Raw genomic sequence first — 25,698 nt, forward strand, 5'->3', positions numbered from 1 at the left:
GGTGGGCGCAGCCAGACATCCTTGACGGCACCCACCCCACCGGCCCGCAGCCGTACGACGACCTACGACGCCAACGCCTCCTCGCTGCTCCGGGGCTCGGCGACCCGGACCTCCGGCAGCTCCCGGTGCGCCGGGTCCCGTACCTCGCCCACCAGCAGCTCCAGTACGTCCTCCAGCGCGACCAGCCCGAGCACCTTGCCCGAACCGTCCGCCACCTGGGCCAGATGGGTCGCCGCACGCCGCATCACCGTCAGGGCGTCGTCCAGCGGCAGATCGGACCTGAGCTTCGTCATCCGACGCCAGATCTGCTGGGGCACCGCCCGCTGCGAGTCCTCCAGGTCCAGTACGTCCTTCACATGCAGGTAGCCCATGAAGGCACCGTTCTCCGCGGCGATCGGGAAGCGTGAGTACCCGGTGTGGCCGGTGAGTTCGATGATCTGGCCCGGGGTCACCGAGGGGCGCACCGTCACCAGGGACTCCCGCTTGAGCAGGACGTCCGTCACGGGGCGGGAGCCCAGTTCCAGCGCGTCCTCCAGGCGTTCCTGTTCCTCGGGGTCCAGCAGGCCCGCCTGGCCGGAGTCCTCCACCAGCCGGTTCAGCTGTTCACTCGTGAACACCGCCTCGACCTCGTCCTTGGGCTCGACGTGGAAGAGCCGCAGGATGCCCCGGGCGCAGGCGCCGAGGGCCACGGTGATCGGCCTGCACACCCTGGCGAAGGCCACCAGGCCCGGGCTGAGCCACAGCGCGACCCTCTCCGGGGCCGCCATCGCGAGGTTCTTCGGGACCATCTCGCCGATCACGAGGTGGAAGAAGACGACCGCGGCCAGGGCGATCACATAGCCCAGCGGATGGATCACGCCGTGCGGCACGTGGATCCACTCGAAGACCGGCTCCAGCAGCTTGGCGACCGTCGGTTCCGCGACGGCGCCGAGCGTCAGCGAGCACATGGTGATGCCGAACTGGGCCGCCGCCATCATCTGCGGCAGCCGCTCCAGGCCGTACAGCACCTGCCGGGCACGCGCGGTGCCGAGCGGTTCGATCTGGCTGCGGCGCACGGAGACGAGCGCGAACTCGGCGCCGACGAAGAAGCCGTTGGCGAGCACGAGCAGCGCGGCGAAGAGAAGTTGGAGCAGGCTCATCGGGCGGCCTCCATGACGTTCACGGTGGCGACCGTGCGGACAAGACGGACCCGCTCGGCTCTGTAGTGCCCGACCTGGCGCACGGTGAGCCGCCAGCCGGGCAGCTCGGCCCGGTCTCCGACGGCGGGGATACGGCCGAGCAGGTCGGCGACCAGCCCGGCGACGGTTTCGTACGGTCCTTCGGGCACGTCGAGGCCTATGCGCTGGAGGATGTCGACCCGGCAGCTGCCGTCGGCGTCCCAGGTGAGACGGCCGTCCTCCGACGGGGCGGCGGCCAGTTCGGGAGTTTCGTCGGACAGGTCGTCGTGCTCGTCGCGGACCTCGCCGACGATCTCCTCGACGATGTCCTCCAGGGTGACCACGCCGGCCGTGCCGCCGTACTCGTCGACGACGACGGCGATGGGCTGCTCGCTGCGCAGCTGGGCGAGGAGGGGCTGGACGGGGAGCGTCTCGGGCACCAGCAGCGCCGGGCGGGCGATACGGCCCACAGGCGTCCGCAGGCGGTCCTGCGAGGGGACCGCCAGGGCGTCCTTGAGGTGGACCATGCCGACGATCTCGTCGATCTTCTCGCGGTAGACCGGAAAACGGGACAGTCCGGTGGCGCGGGTGAGGTTGACGACGTCCTCGGCGGTCGCGGAGGCCTGGAGCGAGCTGACCTTCACGCGCGGGGTCATGACGTGCTGCGCGGTGAGCTCACCGAGCGACAGTGTGCGCACGAAGAGGTCCGCGGTGTCCTGCTCCAGGGCACCGGCCTGGGCCGAGTGCCGGGCCAGGGAGACCAGCTCGCCGGGGGTGCGGGCGGAGGCCAGCTCCTCGGCGGGCTCGATGCCGAGCGCGCGGACGAGGCGGTTGGCGACCGCGTTCAGGGCGGCGATCACCGGCCGGAACAGCCGGGCGAAGACGTGCTGCGGGCCGGCGACGAATCGGGCGACCTGCATCGGCTTGGACACCGCCCAGTTCTTGGGCACGAGCTCGCCGATCACCATCTGCACGGCCGAGGCCAGCAGCATGCCGACGACGACGGCCACACCGGAGACCGCGCCCTCGGGGATGCCGATGGCCGTGAACGGGCCGTGCAGCAGTTCCGCGAGTGCCGGTTCGGCGAGCATGCCGACGACGAGGGAGGTGATGGTGATGCCGAGCTGGGTGCCGGAGAGCTGGAACGACAGCTCCTTGAGCGATTCGGCGACCCTGCGGGCCCGTCGGTCGCCTTCGGCCGCGGCCTTCTCGGCGTCCGTGGCCTCGACGGTGACCAGGCCGAACTCGGCCGCCACGAAGAAGCCGTTGGCGAGGATCAGCAGGAACGCCGCTCCTAGGAGCAACAGGGGGATGGTCATGCCGCCGCCTCGATGGGTCGGGAGGGGGCGGCGCATGTACTACAGGACGATCCGTCCATCGCTGGAGGGAGTCACTCCTCGGGTAGCAGGAACAAGGTGCTGGAACAACACAGGGCGGAGGCGCGTGGAAAACGCCTCCGCCAACAGATTAATCAAGACATGGGCACCTGCGGCAGGGTGAAAGCCCCTTAGTCAGCCCTGATCTTCGTCCGGGCGGGCCGTGGAGCGGGCCTCGGCGAGCGCGCGCAGGGCCTTCGCGTCGGCGATGGCCCGCTCTTTTGCGATGCCCGGCTGGATGCCGAGCACGGGCAGGCTGGTGCCGTCGCTGAGGTTGAGGAACACCCACGGATCGCCGGGGCGCAGGTTCACCTGGACGATCTCGGCCCATTCCAGACGCCGCCGGCCGGCGATGTTCTGGACGGTGACCCCGGACTCGTCGGCGACGACCTTCACTCTGGCCAGCATGAACAGCACACCGGCGAGCAGAGCCCCGGTGACGATGAAGCTCAGGCGCTCGCCGGGACCGAGCTGCTCCAGCAGCAGTGCGATCACCGTGATCACCACGAAGATCGCGGCACCGGCGGTCAGCAGGACCGCGCGGGTGCGGCCCGGCCGGAAGGTGACGGGGAGGTCGGGCGGTTCGGAGGACATCTGGCGGGACCCCTCAGAGACGGCAGGCGTGGATGGCCGTCGTCAGGATGGCCCGCGCGCCGATGTCGTACAGGTCGTCCATGATCCGCTGCGCTTCCTTGGCGGGGACCATCGCGCGGACGGCGACCCAGCCCTCGTTGTGCAGCGGGGACACGGTCGGGGACTCCAGGCCGGGCGTGAGCGCGACGGCCTTCTCCAGCTGCTCGACGCGGCAGTCGTAGTCCATCATCACGTACGTCCGCGCCACGAGGACGCCCTGGAGGCGGCGCAGGAACTGCTGCACCTTGGGCTCTTCCCCGTCCGCGCCGGTACGGCGGATGACGATGGCCTCGGACTTCATGATCGGCTCGCCGAAGACCTCCAGGCCCGCGTTGCGCAGGCTGGTGCCGGTCTCGACGACGTCCGCGATGACCTCGGCGACACCGAGCTCGATGGCGGTCTCGACGGCCCCGTCGAGGTGGACGACGGAGGCGTCGATGCCCTTGTCGGCGAGGTGGCCCGCGACGATCCCCTCGTACGAGGTGGCGACCGTCTTGCCCTTCAGGTCCTCGACGCCGTTCGCCTCACCGGGCTTGGAGGCGAAGCGGAACGTGGAGCGGGCGAAGCCGAGCGGGAGGATCTCCTCGGCGTCGGCGCCGGAGTCGATCAGCAGGTCGCGGCCGGTGATGCCGATGTCGAGCTGGCCGGAGGAGACGTAGATCGCGATGTCCCGGGGGCGGAGGTAGAAGAACTCCACGTCGTTGACCGGGTCGACGATGCGCAGTTCCTTGGACTCGCGGCGCTGCTGGTAGCCGGCCTCATGCAGCATGTCCGCCGCAGGGCCTGACAGGGAACCCTTGTTGGGGACGGCGATGCGCAGCATGAGGTCGGCTTCCTTTGCTCTCAGGGGTGGTTGCGGCGACTGGCTTTACAGGTGGGCGTAGACGTCGTCGAGGGAGATCCCGCGCGCGACCATCATCACCTGGACGTGGTACAGCAGCTGCGAGATCTCCTCGGCGGCCGCTTCCTTGCCCTCGTACTCGGCGGCCATCCAGACCTCGGCGGCCTCTTCGACGACCTTCTTGCCGATGGCATGGACGCCCTTGCCGACCAGTTCTGCGGTGCGGGAAGTGGCGGGGTCGCCGTTGGCGGCCTTGTGTTGGAGCTCGGTGAAGAGCTCCTCGAACGTCTTATTGGACATGGTGGCGCCCACTTTACGCGTAAGCCAGGACCACCTAACGCCACGGTTCGGATACTGAGCGGAGGGTGGCCGCGGTGGCCACGGCGGCGGTCACCGCCTCGTGTCCCTTGTCCTCGTTGGAGCCCTCGATGCCCGCGCGGTCCAGGGCCTGTTCCTCGGTGTCGCAGGTGAGAACGCCCATGCCCACGGGCACGCCGGTCTCCACGGACACCTGGGTGAGGCCCTGGGTGACGCCCTGGCACACGTACTCGAAGTGCGGGGTGCCGCCGCGGATGACGACACCGAGGGCGACGATCGCGTCGTAGCCGCGGCCCGCGAGGACCTTGGCGACGACCGGGAGCTCCCAGCTGCCGGGGACCCGGAGCAGGGTCGGCTCGTCGATGCCGAGGTCGTGCAGGGCGCGCAGGGCGCCGTCCACCAGTCCGTCCATCACCTTCTCGTGCCACTGTGCCGCGATGACGGCGACCCGCAGGTCTCCGACGTTGCGTACGGACAGTTCCGGTGCACCCTTGCCGCTCACGTTCTCAGGTCTCCTCGAAGTGCTTGTGCTACTGGTTGCTGCAGGTGGACACGGGGGTGGTGTCCAGCCAGGGCAGGTCGTGTCCCATCCGGTCCCGCTTGGTGCGCAGGTAGCGGAGGTTGTGCTCGCCCGCCTGTACGGGCATCGGCTCCCGACCGGTGACCTTGAGGCCGTGCCGCAGGAGCGCCTCGGACTTGTCGGGGTTGTTGGTCATCAGGCGCAGGCTGCGGACGCCGAGGTCCTCCAGGATCTGCGCGCCGGCGCCGTAGTCCCGGGCGTCGGCGGGCAGGCCGAGTTCCAGGTTGGCGTCGAGGGTGTCGTGGCCCTGTTCCTGCAGTTCGTAGGCCCGCAGCTTGGACAGCAGGCCGATCCCGCGCCCCTCGTGGCCGCGCAGGTAGACCACCACTCCCCTGCCCTCGGCCTGGATGCGCTCCAGGGAGGCGTCCAGCTGGGGGCCGCAGTCGCAGCGCAGGGAGCCGAAGATGTCGCCGGTGAGGCACTCGGAGTGCACGCGGACCAGGACGTCCTCGCCGTCGCCGATCTCGCCGTGCACCAGGGCGACGTGCTCGACGCCGTCGACGGTGGAGCGGTAGCCGTACGCCGTGAAGGCGCCGTGGGCGGTGGGGAGGCGGGTCTCGGCCTCGCGGCGGACCGTGGGTTCGGCGGCCTGACGGTAGGCGATCAGGTCCTCGATGGAGATGATCGTCAGGCCGTGCTTGCGGGCGAAGGGGATCAGTTCGGGCAGCCGGAGCATACGGCCGTCCTCGCCGGCGATCTCGACGATCGCTCCGGCGGGCCGCAGTCCCGCGAGCCTGGCGAGGTCGACGGCGGCCTCGGTGTGGCCGTTGCGGGTGAGGACGCCTCCGTCCTTGGCGCGCAGCGGGAAGATGTGGCCCGGGCGGACGAGGTCGGTGGGCTCGGCGTCGCCGCTCGCCAGGAGCCGAAGCGTGGTCGCGCGGTCGGATGCCGAGATCCCGGTGGTCACACCGTGAGCGCCGGATGCGTCCACGGAGACTGTGAACGCGGTTTTCATCGACTCGGTGTTGTCGTCGACCATCTGCGGCAGCTTCAGCCGGTCCAGTTCGTCGCCCTCCATGGGGGCGCAGATCAGGCCGCGGCACTCGCTCATCATGAAGGCGACGATCTCGGGGGTGATCTTCTCGGCGGCGACGACGAGGTCGCCCTCGTTCTCACGGTCCTCGTCGTCGACGACCACGATGGGGCGGCCGGCCGCGATGTCGGCGATGGCCTGCTCGACCGGGTCAAGCGCGAAGTCCTCGAACCCGTCGGTGCTGTACAGAATGGGTGGGATCGAAGGGGTGACGCGAAGCGTCTCGGTTGGGGTGGTGGCGGGTGACGGGCGGGCGGTCATGCCGGCGCTCCTTCCAGGGCGGGCCGTGCGGACTCGCGGGAGCGCAGCCACCAGTCGCGCATGCCCCACAGGACGAGCGCGCCGTAGATGACGTAGACGAAGCCGGAGAAGGCGTAGCCGTTGGCGAAGTTGAGCGGGACGCCGACGAGGTCGACGAGGAGCCAGGCGAACCAGAACTCGACCATGCCGCGCGCCTGGGCGTACATGGCGACGATGGTGCCGACGAAGATGTAGGCGTCCGGCCAGGGGTCCCAGGACAGGGTCGGGTAGGCCTTGAAGAGGAGAGCGACCGCGACGGTCCCGGCGGCGGCCGCGCCGGTCATCACCGCACGCTCGGTCCAGGTGGCGAACCGCGGGGCGATGTGACCGTCTCCGGACTGGCCCTTGTTGCGGTTCCACTGCCACCAGCCGTACAGGGCGACGGCCATGACGACGGCCTGCTTGCCCGCGCTGCCGGTGAGGTGTCCGTAGAAGGCGCCGAAGAGGATGAGGCCGGAGGCGAACTGCACCGGCCAGCTCCACAGGTTGCGCCGCCAGCCGAGCGCGAGGGCGATCAGGCCGAGGATGTTGCCGATCATGTCCGACCAGAGGATGTGCTGGCCGAACAGGGTGAAGGCCTCGGTGTTGAGCGAGTTCACTTCCCCGCCCCCTGACTGCTCGCGAGCAGGCGCTCGACGTACTTGGCGACGACGTCGACCTCGAGGTTGACCGGGGAGCCGGGCTGCTTGAGGCCGAGCGTGGTCAGATCGAGGGTGGTGGGGATGAGGCTGACGGTGAAGTAGTCGGGACCGGCGTCCACGACGGTGAGGCTGATGCCGTCGACCGTGATGGAGCCCTTCTCGACGACATAGCGCGAGAGATCCGCGGGCAGCGAGATCTTGACGATCTCCCAGTTCTCGGAGGGCTTGCGCTCCAGGACCTCACCGGTGCCGTCCACATGTCCCTGCACGATGTGGCCGCCGAGGCGTGCGCCGACGGCGGTGGGACGCTCCAGGTTGACGCGCGAGCCGACGCCGAGGGCGCCCAGGCTGGAGCGGTCGAGGGTCTCGGCCATGACGTCGGCGGTGAACTCGTCGCCCTCGTGGTCGACGACGGTGAGGCAGACGCCGTTGACGGCGATGGAGTCACCGTGTTTCGCGCCCTCGGTGACGACGGGACCCCGCAGTCGGAAGCGACACGCGTCGCCGAGGTTCTCGACGGCGGTGATCTCGCCCAGCTCTTCGACGATTCCGGTGAACACTTCCCGGGTCCTCCCTGCCTCTTCGGGCACGGACTCCGGGGCTGTCGATGACGACAGAACGTACGGGCAGGGACACCGGGGGCGACGCCGGACGCACTCGTCCCTCAGGACGAACGAATACGACGGCGCGCACGAATGTCCGCCCGCCGCGCACTGCCTCCCATCCGGACTTTAACCGTCGGTCCAGGAATTTCACCTGGTCAACCGGCCGCTGGAAGCGGCCGGGTCGCGGACTGTAACCGCCGGTTCGGACTTTCACCGACCCCGGAGTGCGCTGCTTCTGGTACAGAGTCAGTGTGCCACGCCCGATCCTCGTCCATACGGGCGAACGGTGTGCTGTGGCTCACAACCTCGTCGCCCCTGTCTCGCGACCCCTTGACCTAATGGTCTAGTCCTTTTTAGGGTCGCCGTGCGTGGACACCCGTAAGTGGACACCCGTAAGACGGGCCCGGCGGCGGTGAAGACGGCCCTTGCCCGCCGCCGGGTCTCCTTCCCCGGTGAAACGCGCGTCCGGCGGGACGAGGTCGGGCCGGCGGGGACGTTCGATGACTATCCGCGGGCCGGGGCGTGCCCTCGCGGTGGAGCCGCAGGACCGGACAGGGCTCCGCGCGCATGAAGGGGCGCGAACACCTCGTCCTGGGCTCTGTCCCGCGCGGTGAGCAGGGCTCCTCTCAGCACCGCTCCCCCGCCCAGCGCGCTCGCCCGCACCTCCGTGGACAGCGGGGACATCCGGCGGACTCGCCGCTCCACCCGTGCCGCGAGGTCCGTCCCGCCGGCCTGGCCGACCTCGCCGGCCAGGACCAGGCAGCCGGGGTCGAGAACAGCGACGACCGACGCGACTCCTATGGCGAGGCGGTCGGCGAGGGCGTCGAGGAAGTCCGCCGAGTCCCTCGCCACGGCCTCCCGCACGACATGCGCGGCCGGCGGTTCGTGGCCGCCGTCCTCGACCACCAGCCCGTACTCCCGCGCAAGCGCCACGATCGCCGCCGAGCCCGCCAGGGAGTGGAAACCTCCCTCACAGTCCACCGCGGACGGCAGTCCGCCCGTGCCCGGTACCGGCAGGAAGCCGATCTCGCCCGTACCGCCCGAGGCGCCCCTGCGCAGGGTGCCGTCCAGGACCACCGCGGCGCCCGTGCCGTGGCCGAGCCAGAGGAGGACGAAGGTGTCCCGGTCGCGGGCCACCCCGTCCCGCTGCTCCGCCAGTGCCGCGAGGTTGGTCTCGTTCTCGACGTGCGTGCGGGTCACGGGGAACCGTTCCTGGAGCGCCAGCACCAGTCGCCGGTGCCACTCGGGCAGGCCGCCGGAGTCGCGGAGTTCACCGGTGGCCGGGTCGATCAGACCGGGGGCGCCGATGCCGACGGTGTGCAGTTCCGGCACCCCGGCCTCCTTCGCCGTCCGTTCGACGAGCGCGACCGCCTGCTCGACCGCGGGCCCCGTGCCGGTGTCCCCGCCGATGGGCACCGACGCCTCGGCCAGCACCCGCCCCAGCAGGTCGGACACGGCGACGGAGACGCCCTCCGTGCGGACGTCGAGGGCCGCGAGATGAGCCTGGTCGGCGACGATGCCGTACAGCTTCGCGTTCGGGCCGCGGCGCTGCTCCCCCGACTCCCCGACCACGTGGATCAGTCCGGCGGCGGCGAGGCGCTCGACGAGGTCGGCGACCGTCGGCCGGGACAGTCCGGTGTGCTGCTTCAACTGCCCTGCCGTCAGCGGACCTTCCTGCTGGAGCAGACGCAGGGCGTGCCGGTCGTTGATGGCCCGGGCGGTGCTCGGGGATGCGGGCATGCCGGGCATCCTCTCAGATCCGTGGTGCCGAATACGCGCTATCTAACAGGCAGGGTTCCTGATAGTTTACGGCGGCGGTGTCAGAACGACGGGGATCCGGGAGGGGCGGGAACATGGGCGGTGTGGTTCAGGTGTCGGCGGAGGTACGTCGGGCCCGGTACGCCGTGGCCGCCGTGTTCGCCGTGCACGGGGCCGTGACCGGCTCGTTCGCGACCCGGGTGCCCTGGATCCAGGACCATGCCTCGCTGAGCGCGGGGCAGTTGGGCTTCTCCCTGGCCTTCACCGCGTTCGGCGCGTCGTGCTCGATGCCGCTGGCCGCCCGGTTCAGCCACCGCTTCGGCAGCCGCACGGCGCTGCGCGGGCTGATCACCCTGTGGACCCTGTCCCTGGTCCTGCCATCGGTCGCGCCCAACCTTTACACGTTGTGTCTCGCGATGTTCGTGTACGGGGCGAGCGCCGGCATGGCCGACGTGGTCATGAACGCGCTGGGCGTCGAGATCGAGAACCTGCTCGGCAAGTCGATCATGTCCAGCCTGCACGGCATGTGGAGCGCGGGCGCCCTGGTGGGCTCGGCCGGCGGCACGCTCGCCGCACATCTGGACTCGGACGCGCGTGTGCACTTCGCGCTGGCCTCGGCCTGTCTCACCCTGCTCGGTCTGCTGGCCTGCCGGTGGGTCCTCGATGTGCAGGCCGCCGAGGACGAGGAGCCGCCGCCGCGGTTCGCGCTGCCCCCGAAGTCGGCTCTGCTGATCGGAACGGTCGGTTTCTGCGCGGTGTTCGCGGAGGGCGCGAGCCTGGACTGGTCGGCGGTCTATCTCAAGGACCGGCTCGAGGCCTCGGCGGGACTCGCCGCGGCCTGCACGACCGGCTTCATGCTCACCATGGCGGTGGCCCGGCTCGTCGGCGACACCGTGGTCAACCGCTTCGGGTCGGTCCGTACCGTTCGCCTGGGCGGTGTCCTCGCCGCCACCGGCGGAGTGCTCATCGTCGTCGCGGGTCATCCGGCGGTGGCCATGGCCGGGTTCGCGCTGATGGGTCTCGGCATCGCCGTCGTCGTACCGCTGTGCTTCGCGGCGGCGGGGCGCAGCGGGCCCAATCCGAGCCAGGCGATCGCGGGCGTCGCGACCATCACCTACACCTCGGGGCTCATCGCGCCGAGCCTGCTGGGCGGTGTGGCCCAGGCGACCAGCCTGATGGTCTCGTTCGTCCTGGTGACCGTGCTGGCCGGTGGGATCGTGGCCTTCGCGGGCGTACTGCGCGCCGGTGACCGCGACCGGCCGAAGCTCAGCGCGCCGGCCGCGGCGGTTCCCGGCCCGCGATCCTGAACTCCTCGCCGCGGACGGGGCGCAGCGTCCCCGCGTCGAACCGGACCGGCTCCCGGGTTGCCTCGCGCGCGTAGGCCCCGGGTACGGATCTACGGCGAGGCGAGCTCATAGGCGTACGACGGGCTGAACGTACCCGGTGTGCCCTTGCAGCCGTCCGACTCCCCCGGCAGCTTCACCCAGAGGTAACCGTCGATCCTCGCCTCGCCGGTGTTCAGGCTCGGCGCCCGGCCGATCTTCCGGCCCGCCGGGTCGCACCACTCGCCGTCCGCCGGGGCGCCGTTGCCGTTGCGGCTGGTGTCGATGACGGCGCCCAGACCCGACGGTCCGCCCAGGGCATCGAGGACCTGGCGGTCGTAGGAGATCTCGGCGCTCGTGGCGTGGAAGTTGGAGACGTTGCTGAAGATCCCGTCGGAGGAGGCGGCCGAGGCGGCGCCCGCCTGCTTCAGCAGAGCCGCCTGCCTGCTCGCCGGGTGCCAGCCGGAGTGACCGGCGTCGTAGTAGACGCGGGCCTTCGGGTCGGCGGCCTTCAGGACCCGGCCCGCGCGGGCCAACGAGGCGAAACGCTCCGCCCGTCGGTCGGCCGACAGGCAGTCCGACTGGGCGATCGAGTCGGGCTCCAGCACGACCACGACCTCGCCGGACCCGAGCCCCGCGGCGAACCGGTCGATCCAGTCGTCGTACGCGCCGGAATCGGGCGCCCCGCCCTCGGAGGCCCCGCCGCAGTCGCGGTCCGGGATCGCGTACGCCACGACCACCGGGACGCGGCCCTGCGCGGCCCCGCCCGACGTGACCGCGCGGACCCGGGAGGTGATGGTCTGCGGCGTGTAGTCCGCGAACCAGACCGCGGCCGGCCGGTCGGCGATACGGGCCTCTATGACGTCGGTGCGCCGGTCCCGCGGGTTGTCCCGCACCCAGTCGAGCACCTGGGAGGAGGGGTAGCGGTAGAGACGGGTGGAGGTGGTGGGGCGGGCCTTCGTGGAGCTGGGGCTCGCCTTCCTGGGAGACGGTGACGCGCTGGCCCTCACCGAAGGTGACTTGGCCGCTGTGGCGGAGGCCGACGCGGACACCGACGGGACGACGGACGGCGGGCGCACGCTCGGGGAGCCGCTGACGGGTTCCGGCCGCGCCTCGGCGGAGCCACCGCGGCCGTCCGGCGCGGAGAGCAGTCCGGTCGCGGTGCCCACGGCGACCACCACGGAGGCCACCGCGACCATCGCGCCGCGGCCCACGGCACGCCTGCGTGCGGCGCGACGCGCTGCCAGCCGCTGGGCACGTAGGCCTGACACCCTGTCGCTCCCCCCTGGCGCGGCGGGCGCGTTCCCCCGTTCTGGGGAAGCGTCGGGCTCGCCGGTACCCCGGCCAGCCTAGGACTGGGACCCTGCCGCTATGGCGCAATTGGAACAGTTCACCACTCCCCTCGACACCGTCGTCTCCCGTATGCGCGCCCTGGAGGCGGACCTGCCGGAGCGGGACGGCGTAGGGGTCTTCAACCGCGTCTACCTCGCCGTCACCGAGGCGGTCGACCGGCACGTCGACAGGGGCCGGTTCACGGACGCGCGGGCCGCGATCACGCTGGACGTACGGTTCGCCGAGCGCTACCTCGCGGCGGTGGACGCGGTCTCACGCGAACGCCGCCCGCCGGCCTGCTGGCGGCCCCTGTTCCAGTTCCGCCGTCATCCCGGGGTACGACCGCTGCAGTTCGCGCTGGCGGGCATCAATGCGCACATCGGGCACGACCTGGCGCTCGCCGTGGTGGACACCTGTCGTAGCCTCGGCTGCGAACCCTGCGACGTGGAGGACGAGTTCGACCGCGTGGGCGATCTCCTCGTCTCGCTGGAGGAACGCATCCGCGAGGATCTGATGCCGGGCCCCGACCTCCTCCAGATCGCCGATCCGCTCACCCACCTGCTCGGCTCCTGGAGCCTGGACCGGGCCCGCGACGCCACCTGGACCGCGGCCCGTGCGCTGTGGGCGCTGCGCGGACTGCCCGATGTGGCCGGGGAGTTCACCGAACGCCTGGACACCGCCGTGGGGTTCGCGGGGCGCATGCTGCTCACACCGCTGCCGGACTGAGCCCCACCGCGCGGCCGATCCGCTCGGCGGGGCGCGCCACGGCCGCCGGGGTCTAGTCCTCGGGGAGTTCGACCGGCGCGATCTCCTCGTACACGTCCCCCGGTCCCGGGTTGGTCGCGTCGGTCTCGCCGCCGAAGTGGTGCATCACGCCCCAGACCGCGTTCAGCGCGGTCTGGATCGCGCCCTCGGCCCAGCCGGCCGTCCAGGAGACGTCGTCACCGGCAAGGAAGATCCCGCGCTTGTCCTCGGGCAGCCGGTCCTGCATGAAGTGGGTGAACAGGCGCCGCTGGTAGCGGTAGTGGCCGGGCAGGTTGGCCTTGAACGCACCCATGAAGTAGGGCTCGTTCTCCCAGGAGACGGTCACCGGGCTGCCGATGACGTGCTTCCTGATGTCGACCTTGGGGTAGATCTCGCCGAGCGACTTCAGCATGACCTCCATCCGCTCGTTCGCGGACAGCGGCAGCCACTTCAGGCTGTCGTCGCACCAGGTGTAGGAGAGACAGATGACGGCGGGCTTGTCGGGGCCGTCGTCCAGCAGGTAGGTCCCGCGCGTCATACGGTCGGTGAGGGTCATCGACATGACGTCCCGGCCCGTCTCCTCATCCTTGTCCAGCCAGAACGGCCGGTCGACCGGCACGAAGAGCTTCGACGACTCCATGTAGTGCGTGCGCTCGATCGCCGTCCAGTGGTCGATCGGGAAGAGCGAGTCGTCGCAGGCGATCTTGGACAGCAGCATCCAGGACTGGGCGGTGAAGACGGCCGCCGCATAGGTGCGGATGTCTCCCCGGGCGTCCGTCACGGTGATCCGGTCGCCGGCCGTGCGGTGCAGACGGGTGACCGCCGGGCGGGGTTCGCCGTTGACGTGCAGCGTCTTGAGCGAGGTCCCGTGGGGCCAGTGGACGATCTTCTCCGGCTCGCGTTCCCAGAGCCTGAGCGGCAGTTGCTGCGAGCCGCCCACGATGCCGCGGTGGTGGTCGTCGGCCTCGGTGTAGACGACGCGCAGGATCTCCAGGATGGAGTTGGGGAAATCGGTGTCCCAGCCGCCGGTGCCGAAGCCGACCTGGCCGAAGATCTCGCGGTGCCGGAACGACCTGAAGGCCTCGGACTCGCATAGGAAGCCGTAGAAGGTCTGGTTGTCGAGCTTCTCGACGAGCCGCGCCCAGATCTCCCGGATGCGCGGCACGTCGCGCTCCCGCAGGGCGCGGTTCATGTCGGTGAAGTCGGCCCCGTCTTCGAGGCACTTGTTCCAGGCCTCGGCGACATCGCGGTAGACCTGCGGCAGGTCGGCGACCGTCTCGGCGTAGTGGGACTCGCCCTTGAGGTCGACCACCGTCGAAGGGGTGGCCTCCGCAAGGGGGTTGGGGAAGGGGCGGGTCTCCAGGCCGACGAGGTCGATGTAGTGCTGGAGCGCCGTCGAGGAGGGCGGGAAGCGCATCGCGCCCATCTCGGCCGTCAACGACGGGTCACAGCCCTCGAAACCCACGGTCCGCAGCCGTCCACCGATCCGGTCGGCCTCGTAGACGACCGGCTTGAGGCCCATCTTCATCAGCTCGTACGCGGCCACGATGCCGGACAGACCGCCGCCGATCACCGCGACCTCGGTGCCGAGTGCGGTGGCCGGTATCTGGCCGAGGCCCGCCGGGTGCGCGAGGAAGTCGTCGTAGGCGTACGGGAAGTCCGGCCCGAACATGGTGATCGGCGGCAGCTGGGGCTCGTCTGCGTGCTCGACGGCGTTGGGCACGGTGGACGTCATGGGGTACGGGCTCCTTGCGATCTTGCGATCCTTGCGATTCTTGCGAAAGAGACGAGGTGGGTTCTCAGACCAGGGACCCGTAGAGACCGGGGCGGCGGTCCCGCAGATACGGGTTCGCCTCGCGGGAGGCGGTGAGGAAGGCGGGGTCGGCGTCGGCGAACACCAGCTCCTCACCGCGTCCGGCGCGGGCGCGGGCCACCCCGTCGGGACCGGCCAGCGTGGAGAGCCCGACGAAGTCGAACTCCCCTTCGCGGCCGACCCGGTTGACGTAGGCGACGTACATCTGGCTCTCCCAGGCCCGCACGGGCACGAGGGACTCGGCGACGAACTGGAACGGGTGCATCTGGGCCGTGGGCACCACGAGGAGGTCGGTGCCGGCGAGGGCGTGGGCGCGGACGTTCTCCGGGAACTCGACGTCGTAGCAGATCATGAGGCCGACGGTCAGTCCGCCCACCTCGGCCTGGACCACCGGCTGTTCGCCCGGCTCGAAGTGCTCCTGCTCGAAGCAGCCGAAGAGGTGGGTCTTGCGGTAGCCGGCGAGACGGGCACCCTCGGCGGAGATCAGCTGGACCGAGTTGTACACACGCCCGCCGTCGCGCTCCGGGTATCCGTACGCGATCGCCAGCCCGTGCCGCTCGGCGATCTCCGCGACCGTGTCCGCCGAGTCGCCGTCGGCGGGTTCGGCGAGGCGGGCGATGTCGTCGCCGATCGCGTACCCGGTGAGGAACATCTCCGGCGCGGCCAGCAGTACGGCGCCCGCGGCGGCGGCCCGGCCCGCGGCCTCGTCGAGAACCTTGAGGTTCCCCTCGACGGAGCCGGGGCGGCCGGAGCTCTGGAGCAGGGCGGTGCGCATGCGTGATCCTCACCGGGCGGAAGGTGGTTGCGGGGGCCACCTAGACGGTACGGGCGGCTCACCAGGACGGACAAGGAGGAGCCGTTGCGTGCCGGTGAGCGGTTTGTTGCGTGTCCGGGCCGACCGGCGGCGATTCGTTGCGTGCGGTCCGAGGACACGCGGTGGCGCTGTGCTGCACACGGCTGGAGACAGCTCCGTGGCGATGCGCCGCATGCGGCCGGAGGCAGCCCCGTGGCGCTACGCCGCCCACATCCGGCGGCAGCCCCACGGCGAAACGCCCCATGCGGCCGGACGCGGCCCCTCCGCGGCTCACCGGGAGCGGCCCGCGCGGGACCCCGCGTCGGCGAGGGCCGCGGGCACGGCTCCTGTTCCCGGGCCGGGGACACCACAGGCCACGCCCCGGCCCGGTAACAGGGACGCCACCGCTCACCAACCCCGGCCCAGCGGCGAAGACGTCAGCGGTCACGACCCCCCAGACCCAGTACCAGCGCCGTCACCAGGTACGGCACGGAGAGGATCATGAAGACCGTGCTCTCCGCCGCCTCCGCGCCGAGCAGGGCGTACAGGCCGAACACGGCGACCGTGACCAGTTCCGTGCCCAGGCTCGCCACCGAGGTCAGGGTGGCCCGGCGGGCGTCGCCGATCCGGTGCTGGAGCCGGACGTCGGCGAGTACCTCCGCGAGCTGGAACCCGGCGAAGGCGAGGCCCACGAGGACGATGCCGGCCGGGGTGCGGACCCCGGCGCCCACGGCCAGGGCGAGCGCGGCGCCCGCGAGCAGGGCGGCGAGCCCGCGGGTGCCGAGGCGTTCGGCCGGCCCCGCAAACAGGGCGCCGACGGTGACGGCGGCCCAGACCAGCAGGACCAGGTAGGGCACGGTCTCCTCGGCCACACCGAGGTCGCGGATCAGCAGCGGGACGTACTCGTCTAGGGCACCCCACACCGCGGCGACGGCCGGGACGAGCAGCAGGGCGCCCCGGACGGCCCGGTCCCCGCGGGCCTCGGCGAGCCCGGCCCGCAGGATCGCCGTCCAGCGCGCGGTGGCCTTCTCGGCGGGCGCCCGGTGTTCCGGCAGCCGGGTCGCCGTCACCGCGGCCAGCAGACAGGCCAGGACGCTCGCGGCGCCGACGGCCGGGTAGCCGCCGAGCGCGAGGACCGGTCCGGCGAGCCCCATGGCCGCGACCGTGCCCAGCAGCCGGGCCGCCCGGGCCCGCCCCATCACCTGCGCGTACCGCTCGGCGGCTCCGAACCGCTCCAGCTCGTCGTAGACGAGGGCTTCCAGGGCTCCGGAGCCGAGCGCGCCTCCGGCACCCCACAGGACGAAGCCCGCCGCGAACGCCCCGTACGACGGGACGCTCACCCACAGCGCGAAGCCGACGGCCGTGAGCAGCGGGCCGATCCACAGCAGCCTGCGCCGCGAGACGGTGTCGGCCCAGGCGCCGGAGGGCACTTCGAGCACGACGGCCGTGACCGACCACAGGGCGAACAGCGAGGAGATCTGCCACAGGGGCAGGCCGGTGTCGGCGAACAGCAGCGCGTACACCGGGTAGAGCAGGACGAGGTCGTCGAGGAACGCGTAGCCGTACAGCGTGGTCGTCAGCCGGCGGGCACCGGTCGCGGGCACGCGTGCGGGTGAGAGTGTCATGAGGCCTTCCCGGAGGGGCGGTTCGGACGTCGTGGGTACGGCGTCCGAGGTGGCCCTCGGGAGGCACGGCTGGTGGATCAATGTCGCCAGGTCATGACCCGATGCTAGACAGTTCCGCGCCCGCTGCCCAGTGAGAATGTGGTGATCACGGCGGCATGGTCGGACGGCCAGTCGTTGTCCTCGACGTCCGGCCAGGTCCGCGGGGCGCCGCTGACGTACGTCAGCGAGTCGAGGACCGCGAGCCCCCGGTGCAGGACGAAGTCGATGCGGTCCTGCGGCTCCGGGTGGGCGTGCACCGGCGACCAGGTGTGCCCCGGGTCCCGTACGGCATCGGGGCGGGCCTCCCGGAAGGAGTCCTCGAAGCCCGCTTCCGCGGCCGCCTCGGTGACCGGCCATGCGGTGTCCGGCCGGTCCAGGTGGGAGGGGCTGTTGAAGTCGCCGACGAGGACGACGGGCCGCGCGCCCCCGATCCGGCGCAGGGTGTCCCGTATCTGCCCGAGCCGCACCTCCTCGTGGGCGAGCGGCTCGGACTCGTAGGGCCCGTACCGCTCGGAGTCGAGGTGGGCCGTCCAGACCTCGACCTCCCCGTCCCCTACGGCGATCCGGGCCCCGGCGGCCCCGTAGAAACCGACGTCCGGGTCACCGAGCGGGGCCGTGATCGGGAAGCGGCTGATGACGCCGAGGTTCGGTCCGGCGCTGTGGTGGTGCCAGCCGAGCGCGTCGGCGAGTTCCTCGGCGGCGGTGCCGTACGTCTCCTGGAGCCCGACCACGTCCACGTCGGTCTCGGTGATGACCTTGAGCTGCTTGGCCCGGTGGTCGTGGACCTTGGTGCCGCCGTACCAGAGGTTCCAGGTCATCACGCGCAGCCGGTGCGGCAGCAGGGCGCGCAGACGTGCCGGGGTGACGCCCTCCAGTGCGGCCAGGACGGTCCGGCCCGGGGCCGGGTCGATGGGGGCCAGTGAGGGGACGGCGAGGACCGCGCATCCGGCCGCCTCGGCGGAGGCGACACCGGTCTCGGTGTCCTCGACGGCCACGCAGTTCGCCGGGTGCACGCCGAGGGCGTGGCAGGCGGCGAGGTAGGGGTCGGGGGCCGGCTTGGTGTGTTCGGTGTCGTCGGCGGTGACGGAGACGGCGAAGCGGCTCGCGCCGCCCAGGGCTTCGAGGACGGTGTCGGCGACGGACCGGGGGGACGCGGTCACCAGAGCGGTGGGGACACCCTCGTGGGCCAGGGCGTCGAGCAGGTCGAGGGCGCCGGGGCGGGGCACGACGCCGGTGCGGACACGGTCCGCGAACCCCTGGTGGAGCGCGGCGGCGAGGACCGCGGCGGGGGTGCCCGTGGCCGCGGCCAGCCAGGCGGCGGTGTACTCGACGGGACGGCCCAGCACCTGCGGCCTGTCCGCCTCGGTCAGGGGCCGCCCGGCGACCTGCTCCACCGCCTCCCACCACAGCCGCTCGGTGTCGACGAGCGTGCCGTCCATGTCGAACAGGACGGCCTGGAGGGGGAGTCGAGTCACGGTTGTCTCTTTCGTGGGGGGATCTTCATTAGGGGTCAGCCGGCGCGTTCCGCCACCAGCACCGGCCGCTCGGGCAGCGACACGCTCACCGTGGTGCCGGCGGTGAGCCCGGCCGCCTCGTGCGCGGGCACGTCGGCCTTGACCCCGGTGCCGTCGGCGAGCAGGAGGGTGACCCGGACGGCCGCGCCCAGGAAGGACGTGGCGACCACGCGCGACTTCCCGTCGGCCTCGGCACGCACCCGCACGGCCTCCGGCCGCACCAGCACGTCGACCTCGGTCGCGGACGGCACCGGGCCGTCGACGGGCAGCCGCTGCCCGAGCACGTCGACCGTGCCCTGGGCGAGCCGCCCCGGGATCCGGCTCATCGTGCCGACGAACTCGGCGACGAAGGCGGTGGCGGGACGGCCGTACAACTCGCTGGGCGCCGCGCACTGTTCGAGCTTCCCGGCGTGCATCACGGCGACCCGGTCCGCCATGGACAGGGCCTCCTCCTGGTCGTGGGTGACGAACAGCGTGGTGATGCCGAGCTCCTGCTGGAGGCGGCGGATCTCCTCGCGGAGGGTGAGCCGCACCTTGGCGTCCAGGGCCGACAGGGGCTCGTCGAGGAGCAGGACACGCGGCCGCAGGGCGAGCGCGCGGGCCAGCGCGACCCGCTGCTGCTGGCCGCCGGAGAGCTGGTGCGGGAACCGCCCGCCCTTGTCGGCGAGCCCGACCAGTTCCAGCAACTCGGCTGCCCTGGAACGCCGTTCGGCTGTCCGGACCTTGCGCATCCGCAGTCCGAAGGCGACGTTGTCGAGCGCGTCGAGATGCGGGAACAGGCTGTACGACTGGAAGACCATCCCGGCGTCCCGGCGGTGTGCCGGCACCCGGGTCACGTCCTCGCCGTCCACCAGCACCTCGCCGAAGCTGGGGTGTTCGAACCCGGCGAGCATCCTGAGCGCGGTGGTCTTGCCGCAGCCGGACGGGCCGAGCAGGGCGAGCAGTTCACCGGGCCGGGCGGTCAGGTCGAGGCCGTCGAGGGCGACGGTGGGCCCGAACTCCCGCCTCAGTCCCCGGAATTCGACAGTTGCGGCTGTTTCAGGCATGGGTCATCCCCGGGAGGTAGTACGGGTACGGCCGCCGAAGCCGGCCAGGACGAGGAGCAGCGCCCACGTCACGAGCAGGCTGAGCACGGACACGGCGACGGACAACTGGGCCTGCGAGCCGCTGACGTTGACGATCCACACGGCGAAGGGCTGGAAGCCCAGCAGCTGGGCCACGGTGAACTCGCCGAGCACCAGGGCGAGCGTCAGGAAGGAGGCGTTGAGCAGGGCGCCGCGCAGATTGGGCAGTACGGCCCGGACGAGGGCCTGCGGCCAGCCGGCACCGCAGCTGCGGGCGGCCTCGACGAGGGTGCGGACGTCGACGGCGCGCAGTCCGGCGTCCAGTGCCCGGTAGACGAACGGCAGCGCCATCACGACGTAGGCCAGGACCAGGACGAACGGGAAGCCGGGGTTCTGGATCGCCACGAAGGTCTCGAACAGCGGGGTGCGCGAGAGGTGTTCCGGTCCCCACTTGAGGACCGTGCCGATGCCGGCGACGAACGCGATCGGCGGGACGACCAACGGCAGTGAGCACACCACCTCGACGACCGCCCTGAGCCGGGGCGCGCCGAGCCGCAGCGCGACCATGGCGGGCACCATCAGCAGCAGGACGACCACGATGGTGGCGAGGGCCAGCTCCAGCGAGAGCAGCAGACTGGAGACGAAACCGTCGGTGGAGAAGATCTGGGTGTACGCGTCGAAGGTGATCCCCTCGCCGGGCACGTCGACGGTGAAGACGACGGACGCGGCCAGCGGCACCAGGAAGTACAGTCCGGCGAGGCCGAGCACGCCCCACCGCCACAGGTTCAGGCGAGCCATCGCGCACTCCTCCGCTGCAGGGGCAGGTACACGGCCATGACCAGGCCCGCGACCAGGACCATGTCGAGGCTGAGGGCGAGCGCGACGTTCTCCTGCCCGACGAGCACGTTGCCGGAGATGGCGTCGGCGATCTGCAGGGTCACCAGCGGGATCGAACTGCCCACCATCGCGGCGGCGGTGGCGTACGCGGCGAAGGCGCTGCCGAAGAGCAGCACGAACCCGCCGAGCAGCGTGGGCAGCAGGACGGGCAGGGCGACGAAACGCCAGTACTGGACGGCCGTCGCCCCGTTGTTCTGCGCGGCCTCGCGCCACTGGGTGCGCAGCCCGTCGAGGGCCGGGGTGATGGTGAGCACCATCAGGGGGATCAGGAAGTACAGGTAGACGACGACCAGTCCCCAGAAGCTGTAGAGGCTCCAACCGTGGTTCGTGAGGCCCAGGTGTTTGGTCAGCACACCGGCGTTGCCGAGGGTGGCGACGAAGGCGAAGGCCAGGGGGACGCCGCCGAAGTTGGCGAGGACCCCGGACGCGGTGAGCACGGCCTCGCGCAGCGCGCGGAACCGGGAGCTCACCACGGCCTGGGCGAGCGGCAGTCCGACGAGGGTCCCGAGGGCGGCGGACACCGCGGACAGCTTCACGCTCCCGAGGAGCGCGGTGAGGTATGCGCCCTTGAGGGAGGCCGTCAGGTTGTCGATCGTGTACGAAGTCGCTCCGGTGGAAGGGTCCTTGGCGGTGAACGCGCCGTTCAGCATGGCGGCCGCGGGCAGCCCGAAGGCGACCGCCACGAACGCGAGCAGCGGGACGACGGCGACCCAGCCGAGGGCACGGCGCCGCCGCTTCACCGGAGCGGCGGCCGCCGTGTCGTCGGCCCGTGGGAGGGTGGCTGTCATCCGGAGACGGCCTTCGCCCAGCCCTCACCGAGCACCGTCTTGGCCTTGCTCTGCTGGGCCTCGGTCGGGAAGGACGGGGTGCCGGAGACCGCGGGCAGCTTGGCGGCGGCCGTCTTGTCGAGGGTGCCGGCCTTCTCCATGGCGGTCATCAGGACGGGGCGGGCGTATCCCTTGAGCCACAGGTTCTGGCCCTCGGCGCTGTAGAGGTACTCCTGCCACAGGCGGGCGGCCGCCGGGTGCGGGGCGTCCTTGTTGACGGCCTGGGAGTAGTACTGCGAGAACTGGCCGTCGCTGGGCACCGACACCTTCCAGTCGACGCCCTTGGACTTGAACTCGTCGGCGTACCCGGCGTTCAGGTAGTCCCAGTCAATGCTGATCGGCGTCTCGCCCTTCTCGACGGTGGCCGGGGTCGACTCGACGGGGGTGTAGTTGCCGTTCTTCTTCAGCTTGGCGAAGAAGTCGAGGCCGGGCTGGATGTCGTCGAAGGAACCGCCGTCGGCGAGTGCGGCCGCGTAGACGCCGCCGAAGGCCGAACCGGACTTGGTGGGGTTGCCGTTGAGGGCGACCTGGCCCTTGTACTGCGGCTTGAGCAGGTCCGCGAAGGTCGTCGGGCAGGTCTTGACCCGCTTGGCGTCGCAGCCGATGGAGATGTAGCCGCCGTAGTCGTTGTACCAGCGGGCCTGCGGGTCCTTCTGGCCGGCGGGTATGTCGCCGTACGACGCCACCTTGTACGGGGCGAGCAGGCCCTGCTGGGCCGCGCTGAGCGCGAAGGAGCTGCCGAGGTCGAGGACGTCGGGGGCGCGGGTCTGGCCCTTGCGGGAGGTGACGGCGTTGATCTCGTCCTGGCTGGTGCCGTCGGGGCTCTCGACGGAGATCTTGATGCCGTACTTCTTCTGGAAACCGTCGATGAGCGCGCCGTAGTTGGCCCAGTCGCGGGGCAGCGCGATGGCGTTGAGCGTGCCTTCCTTCTTCGCCGCGGCGATCAGCTTGTCCATACCGCCGAAGTCGGCGGCGGAGGTCGCGGTGGCGGCGTTCTTGCCGTCGGCGGTGGTCGACGAGGTGTCGGGGGCGGCGCCACAAGCGCTCAGGGTGAGGGCGGCGAGGACGCCGAGGGCGGCGGTTCTCGGAAGGGACACGGTCACGGCTTCTCCAGGGGACGCGCGAGGGTGCAGGAGCCAAAGGGAGAGAACTTGTCTGAACAAGTTGGCCTCAGTAAGGCTGCCGCTGGTGTCCGGTCGGTAAACACTGGAGAAACGTTGGCCCCTGAATTCCCGCACATTGCGGACCTTTCCTGCGCCCCCGGGATGTCGACTACGCTGGTCACGCTGTGCACAGTGATCGACTCGGAGGGAAAGCATGGCGGCGCGACACGAGGAGATCGCCGACGAACTGCGCCGGGCGATCGACCGCGAGGAGTACACCGTGGGCAGTCTGCTGCCCGCCGAGACGGAGCTCGCCGCGCAGTACGGCGTCTCGCGCGGGACGGTCCGTCAGGCGGTCGCGACGCTGACGGCCGAGGGACTCATCGGCTCCCGCCAGGGCGCCCGCCGCGTGGTCCTCGCCAGCCGCCGCAGCCAGAGCTTCTCCGAACTGCGGAGCTTCGCCGAGTGGGCGCGTGCGATGGGCCGTGAGGCGACCGGACAGGTCGTCACCCAGGAGTACCGTCCGGCCACCAAGGAGGACTCGGTACGCCTCCAACTGAGCCTCGGCACACCGGTGTTGCACGTCCTGCGAGTCCGCGGACTGGACGGCGAACCAGTGTTGCTGGAGCGGACGGTGTACGCCGACTGGATCTCCCCGACCGTCGGGGCGATCGAGCCGGAGTGCCCTTCGGTCACCCAACGCCTGTACGACGACACGGGGTTGGTGTTCGCCTATGGTGAGCACGTCATCGACGCGGTGGCGGCCGGCGCGCGGGACGCGGAGCTGCTCGGCGTCCGCCGGACCAGTCCGCTGCTGCGGGTGCGGCGGGTGACGACGACCCGGGAGGGGCGGCCGGTGGAGTGGTCGGACGACCGGTACCGCTCGGACGCGGTGAGCTTCAGCGTGCACAACTCGATAGGGAACAACGCCTTGGCCCGGAAGACCGCGGAGTAGGGCTCGGCGCGTCTGGAGGAGACTTGGATGGATGTCGCCGCGCTGCCCCGGGTCGATGAGCACACCAGAGTCGTCGCCGCCGGCCCCGGCGATGTCTGGCAGGCGCTCGGCGAGACCCTGGAGCGCTCCTTCGGCCGCCCTCGCTCCGCGCGCTACGCCCGCCTCGTCGGCGTCGCCGACCGCACGGCGTCCGGGCCCCGGCCCCTCGCTGTGGGCTCGGTCCTCCCCGGGTTCCGGGTGGCCGACGCGACACCCGGGCGGGAGCTGGTCCTCGTCGGCCGGCACCACTTCTCGACGTACGCCCTGGTCCTCCGCCTGGACGGGGCCGGCGACGGCCGTGTCCGGCTGCGGGCCGAGACCCGGGCCCGGTTTCCCGGTCCTCTCGGAGGCCTCTACCGGCTGCTGGTCGTCTCCTCGGGCGCGCACGGCCTGCTCACCGGGCGGCTGTTGGCGACGATCGGGCGCCGGGCCGAACAGCTCAGGCAGGCGGCCCGGAGGTGAACCTGCGCAGCAGCGGTGACAGCACCAGGACCGACTTGGTGCGCTCCACGAAGGGCTCGCCCGCGATCCGTTCCAGCACCCGTTCGAAGTGCCGCATGTCGGAGGCGAAGACCTGGACGACCGCGTCGGCCTCGCCGGTGACCGTGGAGGCGGCCACGACCTCCTGGTAGCGCTCCAGACCGCGCTGGATGGTCTCCGGGGAGGTGTTGCGCCGGCAGTAGATCTCGACGAACCCCTCGGTCTCCCAGCCGAGGGCCGCCGGGTCCACCCGCACGGTGAAACCGGTGATGGCTCCGGTGGCGCGCAGCCGGTCCACGCGCCGCTTCACGGCGGGCGCGGACAGACCGACGATCTGCCCGATGTCCGCGTAGGAGCGGCGGGCGTCCTCGGCGAGGGCGTGCACGATGCGTTCGTCGAGATCGTTCAGCACGGTGGGTCGATCAGCCTTCGGGTGGTGCGAGTCGGGACCGGCGATGGCCGTATCCGAAGTAGAACACGAGCCCGGCGGCCATCCAGACCCCGAAGACCACCCAGGTGACGGTGGACAGGCTGCCCATCATCCAGACGCAGAACCCGAGGCCCAGCGCGGGCAGCACCGGGGAGAGCGGGACCCGGAAGGTGCGGGGCATGTCCGGGCGGGTCCGGCGCAGCACCACCACGGCGATGTTGACCAGCGCGAAGGCGAAGAGCGTGCCGATGCTGGTGGCGTCGGCGAGCTGCCCCAACGGGATGGCCGCCGCCAGGACACCGCAGAACAGGGACACGATCACCGTGTTGGCGCGGGGCGCGCCCGTCTTCGGGTGGACCCGGGCGAACACCTTGGGCACCAGTCCGTCCCGGGACATCGCGAAGAGGATGCGGGTCTGGCCGTAGAGGACGGTCAGGACGACGCTCGCGATGGCGATGACCGCGCAGAACGCCAGCAGGGTGCCCCAGAAGCTCTGCCCGGTGACGTCGCGCATGATCTGGGCGAGCGCGGCCTCCGAGTCGTTGAAGTGCTGCCAGGGCCTCGCGCCGACGGCGACGGCCGCGACGAGGACGTACAGCGCGGTCACGATGACCAGCGACAGCATGATCGCGCGCGGCAGGTCGCGCTGGGCGTTCGTCGCCTCCTCACCGGCCGTCGACGCGGCGTCGAAGCCGATGTACGAGAAGAAGAGCGTGGCACCGGCCGCGCTGACCCCCGCCATGCCGAGCGGCATGAAGTGCTCGTAGTTGCCCGAGCGGAAGCCCTGGACACCGATCGCGCAGAACAGCACCAGCGCGGCGATCTTCACGGCGACCATGACGGTGTTGGCGCGGGCGGACTCCCGGGCGCCGCCCAGCAGGAAGGCCATCGCGAGGAGGACGACGATCAGCGCCGGGAGGTTGAAGACGCCGCCGTCGCCCGGCGGGGCGGAGAGCGCATCCGGGATGGTGACGCCGATGGTCCCGTCGAGCAGCTCGTTCAGGTACTCGCCCCAGCCGACGGCGACGGCTGCGACCGAGACGCCGTACTCCAGGACCAGGCACCAGCCGCAGATCCAGGCGATCAGTTCACCCATGGTTGCGTACGCGTACGAGTACGAGGAGCCCGCCACCGGTATCGTCCCGGCCAGCTCGGCGTAGGAGAGGGCCGAGAAGAGGGCCGTGAGACCGGCGATCACGAAGGAGAGGGTGACGGCCGGACCCGCCTTGGGAACCGCCTCGCCGAGGACGACGAAGATGCCGGTGCCGAGGGTCGCACCGATGCTGATCATGGTCAACTGCCACAGCCCCAGGGAGCGCCGCAGGGACCCTCCCTCGCCCTGGCCGCCCTCGGCGACCAGGAGTTCCACGGGTTTGCGCCGCATGAGGCGCGCGCCGAGGCCCGTCGCCGGTGGGGTGCTGTGGCGCGAGGGTGCACCTTGGTCGAGCACGCGCTGACTCCTTCGTCGCTGCCTCTCGG

The 25,698-nt window shown here is 71.2% G+C and carries 25 protein-coding genes and 1 riboswitch; of the genes, 4 read left to right on the plus strand and 21 right to left on the minus strand.

Annotated features, from left to right (window positions below; all coding sequences use genetic code 11):
• Nucleotides 1-62: 62 nt before the first annotated feature.
• From ACZ48Z_RS00270 to ACZ48Z_RS00315, 10 genes are all read right to left on the minus strand, one after another.
• Nucleotides 63-1,139, minus strand: a complete 1,077-nt coding sequence (locus tag ACZ48Z_RS00270) for a hemolysin family protein (RefSeq protein WP_468733537.1) — start codon at nt 1,137-1,139, stop codon at nt 63-65.
• Nucleotides 1,136-2,476 (minus strand): hemolysin family protein, encoded by a 1,341-nt coding sequence (locus tag ACZ48Z_RS00275; protein WP_468733538.1) that lies wholly within the window; start codon nt 2,474-2,476, stop codon nt 1,136-1,138. The genes ACZ48Z_RS00270 and ACZ48Z_RS00275 overlap by 4 nt, the downstream gene beginning before the upstream one ends.
• 192 nt (nt 2,477-2,668) lie before the next feature.
• Nucleotides 2,669-3,127 carry a PH domain-containing protein gene (locus ACZ48Z_RS00280; protein ID WP_468733539.1) on the minus strand — a complete coding sequence of 153 codons (459 nt, stop codon included), beginning with the start codon at nt 3,125-3,127 and terminating at the stop codon, nt 2,669-2,671.
• 13 nt (nt 3,128-3,140) lie between these two features.
• A complete protein-coding gene (gene hisG / locus ACZ48Z_RS00285; RefSeq protein WP_468733540.1) occupies nt 3,141-3,989 on the minus strand; it encodes an ATP phosphoribosyltransferase in 849 nt (282 codons plus the stop codon).
• Nucleotides 3,990-4,034: 45 nt separating this feature from the next.
• Nucleotides 4,035-4,307, minus strand: coding sequence for a phosphoribosyl-ATP diphosphatase (locus ACZ48Z_RS00290; RefSeq protein WP_020117406.1), 273 nt, complete (start codon nt 4,305-4,307; stop codon nt 4,035-4,037).
• Between the two features lie 34 nt (nt 4,308-4,341).
• On the minus strand, nt 4,342-4,827 hold the full coding sequence (gene ribH, locus ACZ48Z_RS00295; RefSeq protein ID WP_030613284.1) for a 6,7-dimethyl-8-ribityllumazine synthase: 486 nt from the start codon (nt 4,825-4,827) through the stop codon (nt 4,342-4,344).
• Between the two features lie 28 nt (nt 4,828-4,855).
• Entirely contained in the window at nt 4,856-6,199 is a 1,344-nt protein-coding gene (locus tag ACZ48Z_RS00300; RefSeq protein WP_468733541.1) for a bifunctional 3,4-dihydroxy-2-butanone-4-phosphate synthase/GTP cyclohydrolase II, read from the minus strand.
• On the minus strand, nt 6,196-6,837 hold the full coding sequence (locus tag ACZ48Z_RS00305) for a nicotinamide mononucleotide transporter family protein (RefSeq protein ID WP_468733542.1): 642 nt from the start codon (nt 6,835-6,837) through the stop codon (nt 6,196-6,198). Before ACZ48Z_RS00305 ends, ACZ48Z_RS00300 begins: the two co-directional genes overlap by 4 nt.
• Nucleotides 6,834-7,439: a riboflavin synthase gene (locus tag ACZ48Z_RS00310; RefSeq protein ID WP_468733543.1), complete on the minus strand. Its 606-nt coding sequence runs from the start codon at nt 7,437-7,439 to the stop codon at nt 6,834-6,836. Before ACZ48Z_RS00310 ends, ACZ48Z_RS00305 begins: the two co-directional genes overlap by 4 nt.
• Nucleotides 7,440-7,585: 146 nt before the next feature.
• Nucleotides 7,586-7,716, minus strand: a riboswitch (FMN riboswitch).
• Between the two features lie 272 nt (nt 7,717-7,988).
• Nucleotides 7,989-9,224, minus strand: a complete 1,236-nt coding sequence (locus ACZ48Z_RS00315; protein WP_468733544.1) for an ROK family transcriptional regulator — start codon at nt 9,222-9,224, stop codon at nt 7,989-7,991.
• A 113-nt stretch (nt 9,225-9,337) separates the two neighbouring features.
• Between ACZ48Z_RS00315 and ACZ48Z_RS00320 the strand changes: the two genes are divergently transcribed.
• Nucleotides 9,338-10,549 (plus strand): MFS transporter, encoded by a 1,212-nt coding sequence (locus tag ACZ48Z_RS00320; protein ID WP_468733545.1) that lies wholly within the window; start codon nt 9,338-9,340, stop codon nt 10,547-10,549.
• An 89-nt stretch (nt 10,550-10,638) separates the two neighbouring features.
• Here ACZ48Z_RS00320 and ACZ48Z_RS00325 read toward each other — a convergent pair whose 3' ends face one another.
• Nucleotides 10,639-11,763, minus strand: a complete 1,125-nt coding sequence (locus ACZ48Z_RS00325; protein WP_468733983.1) for a glycoside hydrolase family 6 protein — start codon at nt 11,761-11,763, stop codon at nt 10,639-10,641.
• 172 nt (nt 11,764-11,935) lie between these two features.
• Between ACZ48Z_RS00325 and ACZ48Z_RS00330 the strand changes: the two genes are divergently transcribed.
• Complete coding sequence (locus tag ACZ48Z_RS00330) at nt 11,936-12,622, plus strand: DUF5995 family protein (RefSeq protein WP_468733546.1); 687 nt, start codon at nt 11,936-11,938, stop codon at nt 12,620-12,622.
• A 52-nt stretch (nt 12,623-12,674) separates the two neighbouring features.
• On the opposite strand, the gene ACZ48Z_RS00335 is transcribed toward ACZ48Z_RS00330, so the two are convergent.
• From ACZ48Z_RS00335 to ACZ48Z_RS00370, 8 genes are all read right to left on the minus strand, one after another.
• Nucleotides 12,675-14,375 (minus strand): flavin monoamine oxidase family protein, encoded by a 1,701-nt coding sequence (locus ACZ48Z_RS00335; protein WP_468733547.1) that lies wholly within the window; start codon nt 14,373-14,375, stop codon nt 12,675-12,677.
• Between the two features lie 64 nt (nt 14,376-14,439).
• Nucleotides 14,440-15,228, minus strand: a complete 789-nt coding sequence (locus ACZ48Z_RS00340; protein WP_468733548.1) for a carbon-nitrogen hydrolase family protein — start codon at nt 15,226-15,228, stop codon at nt 14,440-14,442.
• 455 nt (nt 15,229-15,683) lie between these two features.
• A complete protein-coding gene (locus ACZ48Z_RS00345) occupies nt 15,684-16,871 on the minus strand; it encodes an MFS transporter (protein WP_468733549.1) in 1,188 nt (395 codons plus the stop codon).
• 104 nt (nt 16,872-16,975) lie between these two features.
• Nucleotides 16,976-18,385 (minus strand): HAD-IA family hydrolase, encoded by a 1,410-nt coding sequence (locus tag ACZ48Z_RS00350; RefSeq protein ID WP_468733550.1) that lies wholly within the window; start codon nt 18,383-18,385, stop codon nt 16,976-16,978.
• A 35-nt stretch (nt 18,386-18,420) separates the two neighbouring features.
• Nucleotides 18,421-19,470 carry an ABC transporter ATP-binding protein gene (locus ACZ48Z_RS00355; protein WP_468733551.1) on the minus strand — a complete coding sequence of 350 codons (1,050 nt, stop codon included), beginning with the start codon at nt 19,468-19,470 and terminating at the stop codon, nt 18,421-18,423.
• 3 nt (nt 19,471-19,473) lie between these two features.
• On the minus strand, nt 19,474-20,286 hold the full coding sequence (locus tag ACZ48Z_RS00360; protein ID WP_468733552.1) for an ABC transporter permease: 813 nt from the start codon (nt 20,284-20,286) through the stop codon (nt 19,474-19,476).
• Nucleotides 20,274-21,173 carry an ABC transporter permease gene (locus ACZ48Z_RS00365; RefSeq protein ID WP_468733553.1) on the minus strand — a complete coding sequence of 300 codons (900 nt, stop codon included), beginning with the start codon at nt 21,171-21,173 and terminating at the stop codon, nt 20,274-20,276. Before ACZ48Z_RS00365 ends, ACZ48Z_RS00360 begins: the two co-directional genes overlap by 13 nt.
• Complete coding sequence (locus ACZ48Z_RS00370) at nt 21,170-22,315, minus strand: ABC transporter substrate-binding protein (RefSeq protein ID WP_468733554.1); 1,146 nt, start codon at nt 22,313-22,315, stop codon at nt 21,170-21,172. Before ACZ48Z_RS00370 ends, ACZ48Z_RS00365 begins: the two co-directional genes overlap by 4 nt.
• A 214-nt stretch (nt 22,316-22,529) precedes the next feature.
• Between ACZ48Z_RS00370 and ACZ48Z_RS00375 the strand changes: the two genes are divergently transcribed.
• Both ACZ48Z_RS00375 and ACZ48Z_RS00380 read left to right on the plus strand, forming a co-directional pair.
• Nucleotides 22,530-23,270 carry a GntR family transcriptional regulator gene (locus tag ACZ48Z_RS00375; RefSeq protein WP_468733555.1) on the plus strand — a complete coding sequence of 247 codons (741 nt, stop codon included), beginning with the start codon at nt 22,530-22,532 and terminating at the stop codon, nt 23,268-23,270.
• A gap of 27 nt (nt 23,271-23,297) precedes the next feature.
• On the plus strand, nt 23,298-23,771 hold the full coding sequence (locus tag ACZ48Z_RS00380; protein ID WP_468733556.1) for an SRPBCC family protein: 474 nt from the start codon (nt 23,298-23,300) through the stop codon (nt 23,769-23,771).
• Here the strand turns inward: ACZ48Z_RS00380 and ACZ48Z_RS00385 are convergent.
• Together ACZ48Z_RS00385 and ACZ48Z_RS00390 are read right to left on the minus strand one after the other, a co-directional pair.
• The gene (locus ACZ48Z_RS00385) at nt 23,749-24,201 is read right to left on the minus strand and encodes an Lrp/AsnC family transcriptional regulator (protein ID WP_468733557.1); all 453 of its coding nucleotides are present in this window, start codon (nt 24,199-24,201) and stop codon (nt 23,749-23,751) included. The two genes, ACZ48Z_RS00380 and ACZ48Z_RS00385, sit on opposite strands and share 23 nt — an antisense overlap.
• Nucleotides 24,202-24,211: 10 nt before the next feature.
• Complete coding sequence (locus ACZ48Z_RS00390) at nt 24,212-25,669, minus strand: amino acid permease (protein ID WP_468733558.1); 1,458 nt, start codon at nt 25,667-25,669, stop codon at nt 24,212-24,214.
• Nucleotides 25,670-25,698 lie beyond the last annotated feature (29 nt).

The organism is Streptomyces sp. NPDC031225 (assembly GCF_055570355.1).

Bases quoted from the DNA above. Each gene is read 5' to 3' on its own strand.
- ACZ48Z_RS00380 (WP_468733556.1), top strand. From the start codon at position 23,298: ATGGATGTCGCCGCGCTGCCCCGGGTCGATGAGCACACCAGAGTCGTC.
- ACZ48Z_RS00315 (WP_468733544.1), bottom strand. From the start codon at position 9,224: ATGCCCGCATCCCCGAGCACCGCCCGGGCCATCAACGACCGGCACGCC.
- ACZ48Z_RS00340 (WP_468733548.1), bottom strand. From the start codon at position 15,228: ATGCGCACCGCCCTGCTCCAGAGCTCCGGCCGCCCCGGCTCCGTCGAG.
- ACZ48Z_RS00290 (WP_020117406.1), bottom strand. From the start codon at position 4,307: ATGTCCAATAAGACGTTCGAGGAGCTCTTCACCGAGCTCCAACACAAG.
- ACZ48Z_RS00330 (WP_468733546.1), top strand. From the start codon at position 11,936: ATGGCGCAATTGGAACAGTTCACCACTCCCCTCGACACCGTCGTCTCC.
- ACZ48Z_RS00300 (WP_468733541.1), bottom strand. From the start codon at position 6,199: ATGACCGCCCGCCCGTCACCCGCCACCACCCCAACCGAGACGCTTCGC.
- ACZ48Z_RS00275 (WP_468733538.1), bottom strand. From the start codon at position 2,476: ATGACCATCCCCCTGTTGCTCCTAGGAGCGGCGTTCCTGCTGATCCTC.
- ACZ48Z_RS00325 (WP_468733983.1), bottom strand. From the start codon at position 11,763: ATGGTCGCGGTGGCCTCCGTGGTGGTCGCCGTGGGCACCGCGACCGGA.
- ACZ48Z_RS00355 (WP_468733551.1), bottom strand. From the start codon at position 19,470: ATGCCTGAAACAGCCGCAACTGTCGAATTCCGGGGACTGAGGCGGGAG.
- ACZ48Z_RS00270 (WP_468733537.1), bottom strand. From the start codon at position 1,139: ATGAGCCTGCTCCAACTTCTCTTCGCCGCGCTGCTCGTGCTCGCCAAC.
- ACZ48Z_RS00335 (WP_468733547.1), bottom strand. From the start codon at position 14,375: ATGACGTCCACCGTGCCCAACGCCGTCGAGCACGCAGACGAGCCCCAG.
- ACZ48Z_RS00345 (WP_468733549.1), bottom strand. From the start codon at position 16,871: ATGACACTCTCACCCGCACGCGTGCCCGCGACCGGTGCCCGCCGGCTG.
- hisG (WP_468733540.1), bottom strand. From the start codon at position 3,989: ATGCTGCGCATCGCCGTCCCCAACAAGGGTTCCCTGTCAGGCCCTGCG.
- ACZ48Z_RS00365 (WP_468733553.1), bottom strand. From the start codon at position 21,173: ATGACAGCCACCCTCCCACGGGCCGACGACACGGCGGCCGCCGCTCCG.
- ACZ48Z_RS00375 (WP_468733555.1), top strand. From the start codon at position 22,530: ATGGCGGCGCGACACGAGGAGATCGCCGACGAACTGCGCCGGGCGATC.
- ACZ48Z_RS00360 (WP_468733552.1), bottom strand. From the start codon at position 20,286: ATGGCTCGCCTGAACCTGTGGCGGTGGGGCGTGCTCGGCCTCGCCGGA.
- ACZ48Z_RS00280 (WP_468733539.1), bottom strand. From the start codon at position 3,127: ATGTCCTCCGAACCGCCCGACCTCCCCGTCACCTTCCGGCCGGGCCGC.
- ACZ48Z_RS00320 (WP_468733545.1), top strand. From the start codon at position 9,338: ATGGGCGGTGTGGTTCAGGTGTCGGCGGAGGTACGTCGGGCCCGGTAC.